Genomic DNA, 13,933 nt, shown 5'->3' on the forward strand with positions numbered 1-13,933 from the left:
TTGACAAACCAGCATGGTGAAACTTATATTATAACGTGTAAATGAATCAGTTACAGGTGAAAGGTGCAGGAAGGGGGAACTTGAAATCTGCCGCTATGGCTGGATAATGAATATGACACAACTACAAGTGATGGAGGTATATGATGGCTAATAAAAAAAAGGGTAATCAAAAACAATCTTCTGCATTCACGTTTTGGATCATCGGGTTAATCGCTGTAATCATTATTGGCTTTATATTTTTGGCAAATGGGAAGGACGAAGATACTGCCGTTAATGAAATCGATTATAAAGCACAGCCTTATTTGGGAGAGAAATCGGCTCCTGTGCAAATTGTGGAATTTGGGGATTATAAATGTCCAGTCTGTAAGACATTCGAGGAGCAATTCTTTCCTTCTATACAAAGTGAATTGATTGATACAGGAAAAGCGCAATTTTATTTCATGAATTATTCGTTCATTAACGTCGATTCAACCAGATCCGCTAAATTCGCGGAAAGTGTTTATCAGGAATTAGGAAATGAGACCTTTTGGAAATTTCATGAACTTTTGTTCGATAAACAGCCAGCTGACCTGAAATATGAAAAGGAAGATGTGTTTACGGACAAGTTCTTAGAAGAAACATTGAAAGAAATTGCAAATGACAAAGATGTGAAAAAGGTCGTTACCTCTTTTAAAGCCGAAAAGTCCGAGGACCGATGGAACAAGGATATGGAGATGGCCGACGAATTGGGCGTTACTGGAACTCCTTCCTTATTTGTCAATGGCAAGAAATTTGAAGGAAATACAATCGATGATTTAGTGAAAATGGTTGATGATGCAGCGAAGGAGAAATAGTGATGAACAAGCCACTATTATTTTCTTGGATCCTATCCATCATCGCCACTGCCGGAAGTCTCTACTTTAGTGAGATTCTCCATTATGTACCCTGCACCTTTTGTTGGTATCAAAGGATTCTGATGTACCCGCTCGTTATCTTATTGGGCCGGGCCTTTTATGAACAGGACCTGAAAATCTATCGATACATCCTCCCATTATCGATTTTGGGCATGGTGGTGTCAGGGTATCACTATAGTCTGCAAAAAATTCCAGCACTACAGCATTTCGAAATGTGCCAAAGCGGTGTTCCCTGCTCAGGTGAGTATATAAATTGGCTAGGATTCATCACGATCCCGTTTTTGGCCTTTATCGCTTTTACGCTCATCACAATCTGCATGGCACTGCTAATGAAAAAGAAAAAAAGCATGTAATTTAAGCGCACCATTCTAAAAGGAATGGTGCTTTTTTTATATATATCGACGAAAATCCGGTTATATCATCGAAAATTGAATTATATCAGCTAAAAACTGGATATATCTCCGAAACTTGCAATATATCGACGAAAACTCCAATATATCTCCGAAACTCCCCAAAATAAAAATGTTGACAAGATGCAACCTGTAACTTATATTATTACATGTAATCAATTTAGTTACAATTAAAGTTTCTATAACAATATATAGGAGGAATTTAATATGAAAATCGCTATTATTGGTGCGAGCGGAAAAGCTGGAAGTCTGATTTTAAACGAAGCATTGACTAGGGGACATGAAGTTACGGCTATTGTAAGGGATGAAGCCAAAGTCCAAATCCAAGGATCATCCGTACTGGAAAAAGACGTATTCGATCTGAAAGCAGAGGATCTTAAAGAATTCGATGTGGTTGTGAATGCCTTTGGCGCTGCTCCGGGGAAGGAACATCTGCATGTCGATGCAGGAAAAATCCTGATTGATGCAATGAAAGGGGCGCCTCAAACTAGACTGATCGTTGTTGGCGGAGCTGGAAGCCTTTTCGTTGACGAGGCAAAAACGATCCGTGTACTGGATACGCCTGAGTTCCCTAAAGAATACTTTGCAACAGCCTTTAATCAATCCAAGAACCTTGGAGATCTGCAAAATGCGACTGGCATCCAATGGACGTTCATCAGTCCTTCCGCCTTCTTTGATCCACAAGGAAATAGAACAGGTGGTTATAAACTGGGGAAAGATAACCTTCTTGTAAATTCAAAGGGTGAAAGCTATGTAAGTTATGCTGATTTTGCCCTTGCAGTACTTGATGAAATTGAAATTCCAAAGCACATCAACCAACGCTTTACCGTTGTTGCCGAAGCTGAATAATTAAGTGGACGTCGCCCCTTATGGTGACGTCCATTTTTTTCTATTATGTATAACAAATTTTTGCCAAAAATATTGACTGATGTTCATTTTTTGCAGATAATATAGCGATAAAGTCCTATAGAGGCTTTTTTTTATTAATTTTTATTGTTAGATTTTAGTAGAAACATTTAGAATTCCCAACAAAGAAAGAAGGACTATTAGAAGATGAATTGGAAATGTTCTTACGACTCATGGGTGAACTTCGAAGCCCTTGATAATGAAATGAAATCATTACTTAACGAGATGCAAGATGATGAAAAGAATATAGAAGATGCGTTTTATAAGAACTTGGAATTCGGCACAGGCGGTATGCGCGGGGAAATTGGGGCAGGTACGAATCGGATGAATCTATATACAGTCCGTAAAGCAACATTGGGATTAGCCCATTATCTGCAATCGATGGGTGATGAAGCAAAACGCAGAGGTGTCGCGATTGCCTACGATTCACGTTTTAAATCGCCTGAATTTGCCTTGGAAGCAGCCAAAACCCTGGCTACAGAAGGAATCAAGGCTTATCTATTCGATGAGTTGAGGCCAACGCCGGAGTTATCCTTTGCCGTTCGTGAACTGAATGCCTATGCTGGGATCGTTATTACAGCAAGTCATAATCCCCCTGAATATAATGGCTATAAAGTGTACGGGCCAGATGGTGCACAGCTTCCTCCGGCAACGGCTGATGTAGTGATAGAATTCGTGAATGCGATTGAAAACGAACTTGCCATTTCGGTAAAAGATGAAGAGACATTGAAAGCGCAAGGCCTCATTGAGATTGTCGGAGAGGAAATCGATACCGCTTATAATGATAAATTGCTTACTGTGCCCGAAAACAAAGATTTAAGTGAAGAAGTGGATGTGACAGTTGTATTCACACCGCTTCATGGCACGGCAAATAAGTCTGTCAGACGTGCTTTACAAGATTTGGGATACGACAAGGTACACGTTGTAAAAGAGCAGGAATTGCCTGATCCCAATTTTTCGACAGTTCAATCCCCGAACCCGGAAGAGCATGCAGCTTTTGAAATGGCCATTGAATTAGGAAATGAAGTATCTGCAGACCTTTTGATCGCAACAGATCCGGATGCAGATAGACTCGGTATCGCAGTTAAAAATAAAGATGGCGAATATGTGGTGCTTACAGGTAATCAAACAGGTGCACTAATATTGGATTATCTTTTAAAAGAAAAGAAAGCGAAAGGCACTTTACCTTCCAATGGAGTTGTCTTAAAAACGATAGTAACTTCTGAAATTGGGCGCAGAATCGCTAAGGAATATGGTTTAGGGACCGTTGATGTATTAACGGGTTTTAAATTCATCGCTGAAAAGATCAATGAATATGAGGATAGCGGCAAGCACACGTTCTTATTCGGTTATGAAGAAAGTTATGGCTATTTAATCAAGGATTTTGCCCGTGATAAAGATGCGATCCAAGCGGCCATTCTTGCGGTGGAGGTTTGTGCCCACTATAAAAAACAGGGCATGGATCTATATGAAGGATTGCTTACCATCTTTGAAAAGTACGGGTATTATCTGGAGGGACTTCAGTCATTGACCTTAAAGGGGATTGAAGGCGCCGGGCAGATTCAAGGGATACTGAATCAGTTCCGTGAGGCTCCTCCAAAGCAAATTGCCGGAAAAGCTGTAACGATCCAGGAGGATTATCAAAGCGGTGTGAAGCTGACGGTGGGCACAAATAAGGAAGAAGTCATTGATTTACCTAAATCAAATGTAATTAAGTACTTCCTTGAGGATGGCACATGGGTATGCTTGCGGCCATCTGGTACAGAACCTAAAATCAAATTCTATTTTGGGATCCAAAGTGAAACGATGGAAGAAGCCAAGTTGAAATTGAAGCAGGTCATGAATGCTTTCATGGAAAATATTCATGGTATGATCAATAGTGCTAAATAAATAATCCTAAGCCCTTGGACCTATCAGTCATATAAATAAGAAAAATAAGGCCTTTTCCTGAAATATCAGGTAAAGGCCTTATTTTTTTCAAGAAAAAAGCGGGCTATTGCATTACTTGGAAGTTTAATTTATGGATGCGTTTACAAAAGAAGGAATTTTTCTGTTAAGATATTTACAAAAAACGAGTCTATGTTACTATGAAAAGGATGATTCAGAAAAAAATGGGGTTTTTTGTAGATTTATCTTAATATGAAGGAGTTACAAAGAATGAAAAAAGTTAAAAAGGCCATTATACCTGCAGCGGGACTAGGCACTAGATTCTTGCCCGCAACGAAGGCTATGCCTAAAGAAATGCTGCCAATAGTCGATAAACCAACTATACAATATATTATAGAAGAAGCCGTGAAAGCGGGAATCGAAGATATAATCATTGTCACTGGAAAGAATAAACGAGCAATAGAAGATCATTTTGATAATGCTTACGAACTAGAGAATAACTTGAGTGAAAAAGGGAAATTCGATTTATTGGAGAAGGTGCGATACCCATCCAATTTAGCTAATATCCATTACATTAGGCAAAAAGAACCGAGAGGCCTCGGACATGCTGTATGGTGTGCACGTAACTTTATTGGTGATGAGCCATTTGCCGTCCTTTTAGGCGATGATATCGTTGAAAGCGATGTTCCTTCTCTACGCCAATTAATCAACGAATATGATGCGACAGGTTCGTCCATCATTGGGGTGCAGCCGGTAAATGAGAGCGAAACGCATAGATATGGCATCATTGACCCGCTTACGCAAGAAGGCAGAAGATACGAAGTGAACCGTTTCGTCGAAAAACCAAAACAAGGAACGGCACCATCCAATCTAGCCATCATGGGAAGATATATACTGACTCCGGAAATATTCGATTTCCTGGCCAAGCAGGAAACAGGGGCCGGCGGTGAAATCCAGTTAACGGATGCCATCCAAAAACTGAATGAAATCCAAAAGGTCTTCGCTTACGATTTTGAAGGAAAACGCTATGATGTCGGTGTTGTCGATGGCTTTGTGAAAACGACAATTGAATTTGCCCTGCAACGTCCCGATTTAAGAGACGACATCATAAAAGTAATGGAAAATATCCTCGAAATGCATAAGGCAGTGGACAAATAAACTCTTACTGCCATTCATAATCTTTTAATTTAATGTAGTAATCATCTTTAGAAAATCTCCAACTATTGATCATTCATAGTTGTTATTTTTGGTTAATGAAAGGCAAACATAATTTTGAATGGTGAATATAAATCCATAAAAGGGGATGCCTATTTAGTGAATAAGAAGGTAATAAAAAGAAAAGTCGATTTCCTTAAACAACCTATCGCTAATTTTCTATTAAAGGAAAATCATAAGCGCGTAAATAGATATGCAAAGTATTATGAGAAATTAAGCGTGCAAAAAAACACGATTCTATATGAGAGTCGTGATGGAAACAGTATGACTGACAGTCCGTACGCGATGTTTAAATATATGCTGGAAAATCAAGGCTATCAAGATTTTATGCACATATGGTCCATCCAGGATTTCAGCGTCCTCTCAGGTGTAATGGCAAAGTATAAGGATATGCCGAATGTTCAATTCGTTCAGCGTAATTCAAAGGAATATTTAAAATGGTTGGCAACAAGTGAGTATTTAATCAATAACTCCACATTCCAGTCTTTCTTCATCCCTAAAAGCGATCAAATTTACATCAATACCTGGCATGGAACGCCCCTTAAGAATATGGGCTTTGATATACCGGGTAATCCTTCGGTCTCTCAAAACGTTGTCAGGAACTTTTTGAGTGCAGATTTCATTTTGAGCCCTAATGCCCATACTACCAACATATTTACACATAGCTATAAGTTAAATGGATTGTATAAAGGTGAAATTATAGAAGAAGGATATCCGAGGATCGATTTGACGCTGAATACGAATCCAGGTGAGTATAAGGATTATCTAAGGACTCTAGGTTTGAAAATCAGTGATGCTAAAGAAAATATTTTATATGCCCCGACTTGGAAGGGGACGAACCTTGCCAAAGTGGATAACGATCTTCTTCAAATCATTGCGGATATTAACTATTTACAAAGTCAAATCGGTGAACAATATAACCTATTTATTAAGGTGCATCCATTTCTATATAAAGAAGCGGCCAAGCATTCGGAAATCAAGGATGTGCTAATACCTGACTATGTGGATACAAATGAATTGCTTGCTGCAGTTGATTTGCTTATCACGGATTATTCCAGCATATTCTTTGATTACCTTGTTACCGATAAGCCAATTCTATTTTACACATGGGACACGGACGTTTATGCAGAGCAAAGGGGACAATATCTCCAAAATGACGAACTTCCGGGACCGCTGCTTTTTAACTCAAAAGAACTGGCACTAGCCATTAAAGATATTAAAAATGTGGAATTGAGATATTCCGATAAATATAAAAAAATGCAGGGGAAATTCACGAACCATGAGGATGGAAAAGTAACAGAAAGAATAGTCAATAATATTTTCAATAAGTCTACGAAACAACTAAATACAATTACCGGGCTGGATTCCGCAAAGGAAAAAATATTGATTTATCCGGGCGGATTGAGGGATAACGGAATTACATCCTCATTCCTTAACTTAATGAATAATATTGATTATGATAAATATGATGTCAGCTGTTTTACTGCCACCCCTCACTCGTACGAGGTTTTGAAAAATATGGGCAAGGTCAATAAGAATGTGCGTTTTCTATTCAAACCTGGCTTGCCTGTGTATAAATTTTTGGAAGTCTACAAAGACAAATTCATCCATAACAGAGGGGAAAGAGGTTTCTTAGGGAAGAAGCTTTACCCGGAAAATGCTTATATTAGGGAGCATGCACGTTTATTCGGTAAAACAAAGTTTGATTTTGTTATCGATTTTAGCGGTTATAGTCATTATTGGGCTAAATATCTGCTGGCGGCAGATGCAAAAAAGAAAGTTTGTTATATGCACAATGATTTGCTTTCTGATAGTGAGCGCATCATTAATGGAAAAAGACCTCACCGTATCAATCTAAGAGGGATTTTTTCGGTATACAATCGATTTGATAAGCTAGTAAGTGTTTCTAAGGGAACGATGGAATTAAACCGAAAGAATCTATTGGAGTATGCAGACTTCGATAAATTTGATTATGTAATGAATTCTATCAACCCGGATAAAATCCTTCAAATCGAGTCAAATGAATCTGAAGCTATCGAGCATGATGAAAAGGCAATGATCACAGAAAACTTCAAAGCAAGGGCGATATTAACCGATGTCAAGGATAATCAAGTTTGGAATACCCTTCCTGGAATCCCGAATTCAATCCAATTTCCACTGGAAGAACGATTTGAAGGTGCTGAAATCGTCATTTCGAGAAAAGCCCATGCTGATCAAAAGACATTTTACAAATTCAGTCATGACAATCAAATAATAGGCTGGATTAGTGAAGAAGCTGTGGAGCTGTTGCCAGACAGCATCATTTATGAAAAAGAAGTGGATAAAATTGCAAGGTTAGTAAGACCTCGATCGAACTATATTTGGTCCTTGCCGTATAAAGTCGAAGGAACGTACAAAGTTTCCGGCAGTCATGATTTTAAAGGAATCATTGTAAAAGTCGATAGGGAAGCAAAAACCCAGCATTCGATTTATAGCAGAATATCTGTAAAAAACAAGATAATAGGCTGGATAGATAATTCTGCTTTATCCATGCTTGAACATTGTACAATCAATGAAGATATGAGCTTTAATGACAAGCTGCAAATCATGATGAAAAGAAAGTATATAATATCCAGAAACTATAAAAACAATAAAAAGTTCATTGATAAGATTGAGAATAGAACGCTGAAGGAAATAAACACCGGTAATCAGAAGTATGGTAAAATAACTAACCCGGAAGACCATACAATCTGGACGAAGGCATATCCGAACTACAAGGCTAAAAGAGTGAGCAAGGCAATCGATTTTGAAGGGCAAATCGTCAGAATCGTAAAGTATAACAGAACCAACAAAGGCGGCTATTACCTTTTCGAAATCGATAATAAGAGAATAGGCTGGTTAAATACGGGGGCATTCGAAATCATAGAAGAGCCAATCCTGTTAAAAGAACGGGAAGTGCGCGGCACTGCCGAAATTAACTTAGGCGATTACCATATTTGGGATAAGCCTTATGGGCTGCAAGATGCCATGGTCTTGGAAAATGGACCAACCTTTAATGGCCGGATCGTGGAATTCGATAAAGAAGCGGTTACTCAACTTGGTACTTATTCCTATATATTATTGGACGGGATATCTATTGGTTGGATTGATAATCAGGCGTTAATCGTACAAGAGGTGCATGGATTGGAAGTGAATGATCAATTCGTTCCATATCCTGATAAAAATGATTTTAACTTTGTCAATATGGGAAGATTATCCCCAGAAAAAGGGCAAGATAATTTGATTCGTGCATTCGCAGGCTTTCATGAAAAAAACAAAAATAGTAAACTGTATATTTTAGGACAAGGACCTTTAAAGGAAGATTTGCAGGCAATCATTGATGAGCTGGGCTTAAATCATTCCATTCATCTTTTAGGCCAGCTTGAAAATCCATTTTCGTTCATGGAAAAATGTGACTGCTTCGTTCTTTCCTCACATTATGAAGGGCAGCCTATGGTATTATTGGAAGCAATGACTTTAGGAATGAAAATCATGGCTACTGATATAGTGGCTAACCGAACCGTTTTGGAAAACGGTAAATATGGTTTACTTGTCGAAAATAGCATAGATGGACTGGAAAAGGGCTTATCTACTATGGTAAATAATGATAATCCTGAACTAGCGAAGTTTGATTACACCCAATATAATGGATTGGCCATGGAAACCTTCAATAAATGCTTATAAAATGATGGGTTCTTTATAATTAGTAGAGCCTTACATATATAGGTTGCGAGATTTGGCAATGATTCATTTAAGCTTACAGTAAAAGGAGAAATTCTATATGATTTTGGTCGTTGGCGGTGCAGGATATATTGGAAGTCATCTTGTAAAAGAGTTAGTGAATACTGAAGAGGTAGTCATTCTAGATAATCTCTCAACCGGTTTTCGTTCGCTGGTTGATTCGAAGGCCATCTTGGTGGAAGGGAATTTAGGGGACGAGGAAGTTTTGAATGAAATATTCCTTAAGTATCCCATTAAAGCTGTTATGCACTTTGCCGCTAATAGCTTGGTTGGGGAGTCTGTTCAAGATCCCTATAAATACTATGATAATAATGTAGGTGCAACTCTTACATTATTGAATACCATGCTCAAGCATGATGTTAAGAATTTCATTTTCTCATCAACGGCAGCTACGTACGGGATACCAAATGTTGATATGATAGATGAAGATCAGCCAACCAATCCGATTAATCCATATGGCCGCTCGAAATTGATGGTAGAGCAGATCTTAGGGGACTTTGCAAATGCATATGGAATTCATTATGTCGTCTTGCGTTACTTTAATGCGGCTGGAGCACATGCGTCGGCAGAAATCGGTGAAAGTCATGATCCGGAAACACACCTGATTCCTATTATTTTACAGCATTTATTAGGTCAACGTGAGAAGATTTCCGTGTTTGGAACGGACTATGACACAGAAGATGGCACTTGCATTCGTGACTATATCCATGTAACGGATTTAGCACAAGCTCATATAATCGCCCTTCAAGCCCTATTATCCGGGAAGAAGGATACGGCCACCTACAATCTTGGGAATGGAAAAGGATTTTCGGTTAAGGATGTAATCGACACTTGTGAAAAGGTCACAGGAGTAAAACCGACCATAGAGTATGCAGAACGTCGCCCTGGAGATCCAGCCCGTCTGGTTGCTTCGGCAAATAAGATATATGAAGAGCTTGGATGGAAAGCATCGATAGATTTGGAAGAAATCATTGAAAGTGCGTGGAAATGGCATAAATCTCAAATGAATTAATGGTCCCTTGGGACGCGAAAATCGTTTCAGACTGCAGGCAACTCGAAGAAAATCGAGTTTGCCTGCAGTTTTTTTATTTGTAAAAAGGTTGCAGTTGATTTCAGAAATCCGCTCCCTTTTTGATTCTATGTTTGTTTAATTAATTATCGTTATTAAACAGACAAGTTTAGCATTAGCATTGGTATTAATATCTATATCTATATAACTTTGTAAGCTCACAAATGTTTTTAAGGGGGGATAGCTTGTCCATCGAGCCTGCTTGACGGTTGCTTGATGCAACCTCTAAAACTTACAGTAGCGCCTTCGGGTAGAAGGTTCCTGAGCATAGGGGATAAGACTGCCTTCCAGCCGTTTCAATGCTTCACCTCAGCAAGTCAAAAACCCTAAAACCAGTCAAGCATAATTAGCTAAATAGTTGAAAGAATTGTTGTTAAGATAACGGGGGTTAGGCATTACCACTACATAATCTTATATTTACTATATAAGGGTAGCGTCAGGAAAATGCGGATTTACAAGGTTAAGCACATTTTCCGGACGCTACCCCTATATATCTTTGGCACATTAAGTTTAACTATAGCATTGAACGCGACTTTAAAAAACATGTATCAAATGTTTCCCCACTTTGAACCCCAGAAATATGATCTAGGAACAGCACATAGAATAGTATAGAAATACTGCAGCTAATACTGGACATGGAGGGGATGTATTTATATGAGTACCAGAATAATCCGGCAGCTGATAAGGTCAAGGCAACAGGAATTAGTCGAACTTGCTGCTTCATTTATTCGAATTCCAACTGAAAATCCATCGCCCGAGTTTATGAAGCAGTCAGCAGAAATGGGACGCCATATTAGCCGATACCTAGCAGCAAAAGGGTTCTTGATTACCGAGCACCGCCGTAGCGAAAATGCACTGGTTACCGTGGTCTGTGATGCTCCCTTAACCAGGGTACCTGGTCCACGGCTCCTATTTTGTGGACATACAGATGTCGTACCTGCAGGCGATTGTTCAGATTGGACCTTCGATCCATTCTCAGGAGAAGTCAGAGCAGGTATGCTTTTGGGTAGGGGAGCCTCCGATATGAAAGGAGGCTTGGCATCACTGATTTTTGTGGCTGGACTACTTCAGGAGTTCGCCTCCACTCTTAATTTGAAAGGTAGCTTAGGAGTTATTGCCTCTCCGGATGAAGAGACTGGCGGCATTGAGGTGGCCTCGCTCCTGGATCAAGGATTGATTAAGGGTGATGCTTGTCTGATTGGTGAACCAACGGACCCCCACCATCCGAATGCCGGTGAAAAGGGCAAGGCATGGATGCAGGTGATCATACCAGGTCAGACAGATCATGGCAGCCTACAACCGCTTTATGGAATCTCCGCCGTACGAAGAGGGGCAGCCGCGGTCGATGCACTAACCAAGCTATGGGAGCTCAAGGCAACGCCTCCGGTAGAGCCTTGTCAACTTTTGTACAATACTGAGTGGCTCCTATCTCAGCGTCTAGGAAATCCCTTACTGTCACAGTTACTTTATCGTCCCTCTTACAATCCAGGTGTAATTCAGGGAGGAACAAATGTGAACGTCGTCGCAGACAAGTGTATCATTAAAGTGGATACCCGGGTTCCATTCGGTATGAAGCCCGAGTTTGTACTTGATGTCGCTAGGAATCTTGTTAGTGCTGTAGCGCCAGGTGCGGTTGTAGAGCCAATGGTACCCTGTACTAACCCGAACTGGACCTTAGAGAATCGTCCAATTGTCAGGGCCATAGAACTAGGAATCCAGAGTGTCCTTGGAATGGAGGAACCCGCCTTCAGCGTACTTTTGCTTGGTTCAAGTGATGCCAGTCACTTCCGGCGCCATGGCATTGATACCGTCCTTTACGGTCCTGGGCTGGAACACACTATCCATGGGTACGATGAGCGGGTTTCAGTGGAGAACTTAGTAGAATCTGCCGAGATATATGCTGAGACGGCAGTCAAATATCTTAGGTCATTTTAAATCTATTTTCACTAAACTTTTTGCAGGTTAATGATGGAGGGTATACTGCACGTGCTACTGTTAAGGTTCTCTTTCAAGGTGTATATGGTGGCGGTTATTGGTGGGAATATTTATATACTCGTTGGTATTAATTCTTTAGTTCAATGCTAAACTAAATATATTAATAGCGTGTTTTGATCAAACTTTGTTTCAAATTTACATGAAGACCAAAAGATAAAAAAAAGAGCCTGGAGCAGAAAAACCGCTTCAGGCTTTTTTCTTTTTGGGAAAAGTGGGAATTCCTTTTTTCTCGATTTTCCTCTAGACGATAATACAAAGTTTGATATACTAACCGAATTCCTAAAAGGAGATAGTTAAATGAAAGTTGTATTAAAGTATTTAGTATTAATTATATGGTTAATCATATTCATTCGCTATTTTACTGAATATATGCCACATAATGTTTATATATATTTGTTAATCATACCGGTTTATATAATAAGTCACACAATATTTAATAAAATATTCGCAACCAGTAAACGGCCAAAAATATAAATGAAAAAGGAGTCGTTTTTCCAAATGACGGCTAAAAAGAAGAGATATCGCAAACCTCGCCTGCGATTCATAAAATCGGAGCTTGCAAGTGAGATTCTTATTTGTCCATAAATAAAGTGGTGAAAGTTTAATCCTAAAACTTCCACCACTTTTTATTTTCTTCTTTGTCTTCTGTCTATTTCCAATATTTTTTCTTCTAACTTTTTTCCGCCGTTGACGCAGTTATTCGACCTACCTCGCACTTTATACTAAGCCTGAAGTGCTTTCTGTAAGGATTTTTTCATGGCTTCTACAAAATTCTGACGTGTTTCATTCGTTAATTCCAGCAGGGACAGATAGGGGTTTAAATCCTCCAGTTCTACTAATAAAAGTTTACCTTTTTCATTCCGGCAGGCATCAACGCGTTGGATTCCCCAATCAAGATTGTTCCATTCTATAAATCGTTTAGCGAAGGCCAGGTCTGCTTCAGTAGGTGCATATTCTTTTAATTCCCACCTTTTCTCTTTATCAGGGGCATAAAGGGCATACTGAAATTCCTTATCGATAAAATAAAAAGAGACTTCATACTCAAAGTTGATAAATGGCTGTACCAATGTGTTCTTTGATTCTGCATCCATTTTATCTCCCAATTCTTCTTTCGTTGCAAATTCCAAACCAATGGAATCCGCGCCATCTTTCGGCTTCACTATATACGTTTCCACATTGGGAAGTTTATTTAAAGATTCAAGTGAATCGATGGTCGGAATGACAGGGAATTGGGCATTCGTCAGTTCAATTAAGTATTCCTTCCCGTTCATATCAGCCTTTCCAACAAATGAATTGTACGTTTTCAAATAACCAGCAGCCACTCTATTACGGAATGCTAGATACTTATCTTTAAAATTGGCTACTGGACCGGCATTTCGAAAGACGATCAAGTCAAAATCCTTTTCAAACGTTTCAATGTCTTCAGGATGGCAAAGTACTAACTGAAAATCTTCTCTAAGCTTCGAGGTAAGGTACAAATCCTCCTCATAATAATTTCTTCCTTTTGCTTCATAGTATAAATCCGTTACGAATAATAGTTTCTGCATGAATCCTGCACCTGCTTTCCCGTTATTTTCATTGATTAGGTTGAAAACAAAAAATCCCGTCTCTTTAAGAGACGAGATTTGAACTCGCGGCACCACTCTTGTTTAATAACAAACGCACATTAATGCGTTGTCCCATTTAACGGGGGAAACCGGTAAAGCTTACTGAAGCTTCGGCTTTACTTCTCGGGGATGATCTTCGGTCAGATTCTGGACACTGGCTTTCAGCAAAGCACCAGCTCTCTTTGGAACAGA

At 39.3% G+C, this 13,933-nt stretch carries 9 protein-coding genes and 1 other annotated feature (1 of these 10 cut by a window edge); of the genes, 8 read left to right on the forward strand and 1 reads right to left on the reverse strand.

Features of this window, described 5'->3' with window-relative positions:
• Nucleotides 1-143 precede the first annotated feature (143 nt).
• The 8 genes from ACYP5M_RS17300 (at nucleotide 144) to ACYP5M_RS17335 (ending at nucleotide 12,074) form a co-directional block, all read left to right on the forward strand.
• Nucleotides 144-833, forward strand: coding sequence for a DsbA family protein (locus ACYP5M_RS17300; protein WP_230177788.1), 690 nt, complete (start codon nucleotides 144-146; stop codon nucleotides 831-833).
• 2 nt (nucleotides 834-835) lie between these two features.
• Nucleotides 836-1,246: a disulfide oxidoreductase gene (locus ACYP5M_RS17305; protein ID WP_434168488.1), complete on the forward strand. Its 411-nt coding sequence runs from the start codon at nucleotides 836-838 to the stop codon at nucleotides 1,244-1,246.
• A gap of 264 nt (nucleotides 1,247-1,510) precedes the next feature.
• Nucleotides 1,511-2,152: an NAD(P)-dependent oxidoreductase gene (locus tag ACYP5M_RS17310; RefSeq protein ID WP_260356576.1), complete on the forward strand. Its 642-nt coding sequence runs from the start codon at nucleotides 1,511-1,513 to the stop codon at nucleotides 2,150-2,152.
• A 204-nt stretch (nucleotides 2,153-2,356) separates the two neighbouring features.
• The gene (locus ACYP5M_RS17315) at nucleotides 2,357-4,099 is read left to right on the forward strand and encodes a phospho-sugar mutase (RefSeq protein ID WP_101224802.1); all 1,743 of its coding nucleotides are present in this window, start codon (nucleotides 2,357-2,359) and stop codon (nucleotides 4,097-4,099) included.
• 267 nt (nucleotides 4,100-4,366) lie between these two features.
• Nucleotides 4,367-5,254, forward strand: a complete 888-nt coding sequence (gene galU / locus ACYP5M_RS17320) for a UTP--glucose-1-phosphate uridylyltransferase GalU (RefSeq protein ID WP_101224801.1) — start codon at nucleotides 4,367-4,369, stop codon at nucleotides 5,252-5,254.
• 156 nt (nucleotides 5,255-5,410) lie between these two features.
• On the forward strand, nucleotides 5,411-9,013 hold the full coding sequence (locus tag ACYP5M_RS17325) for a CDP-glycerol glycerophosphotransferase family protein (RefSeq protein ID WP_434168490.1): 3,603 nt from the start codon (nucleotides 5,411-5,413) through the stop codon (nucleotides 9,011-9,013).
• Between the two features lie 97 nt (nucleotides 9,014-9,110).
• Nucleotides 9,111-10,082 (forward strand): UDP-glucose 4-epimerase GalE, encoded by a 972-nt coding sequence (galE, locus tag ACYP5M_RS17330; RefSeq protein ID WP_434168491.1) that lies wholly within the window; start codon nucleotides 9,111-9,113, stop codon nucleotides 10,080-10,082.
• A 711-nt stretch (nucleotides 10,083-10,793) separates the two neighbouring features.
• The gene (locus ACYP5M_RS17335; RefSeq protein ID WP_452445019.1) at nucleotides 10,794-12,074 is read left to right on the forward strand and encodes a M20 family metallopeptidase; all 1,281 of its coding nucleotides are present in this window, start codon (nucleotides 10,794-10,796) and stop codon (nucleotides 12,072-12,074) included.
• A 782-nt stretch (nucleotides 12,075-12,856) separates the two neighbouring features.
• On the opposite strand, the gene ACYP5M_RS17340 is transcribed toward ACYP5M_RS17335, so the two are convergent.
• The gene (locus ACYP5M_RS17340) at nucleotides 12,857-13,681 is read right to left on the reverse strand and encodes an ATP-grasp domain-containing protein (protein ID WP_434168493.1); all 825 of its coding nucleotides are present in this window, start codon (nucleotides 13,679-13,681) and stop codon (nucleotides 12,857-12,859) included.
• A gap of 64 nt (nucleotides 13,682-13,745) precedes the next feature.
• Nucleotides 13,746-13,933 (reverse strand) — a binding site (T-box leader); it runs 34 nt beyond the window's last position.

The sequence above is a fragment of the Peribacillus sp. N1 genome (genome assembly GCF_054600815.1).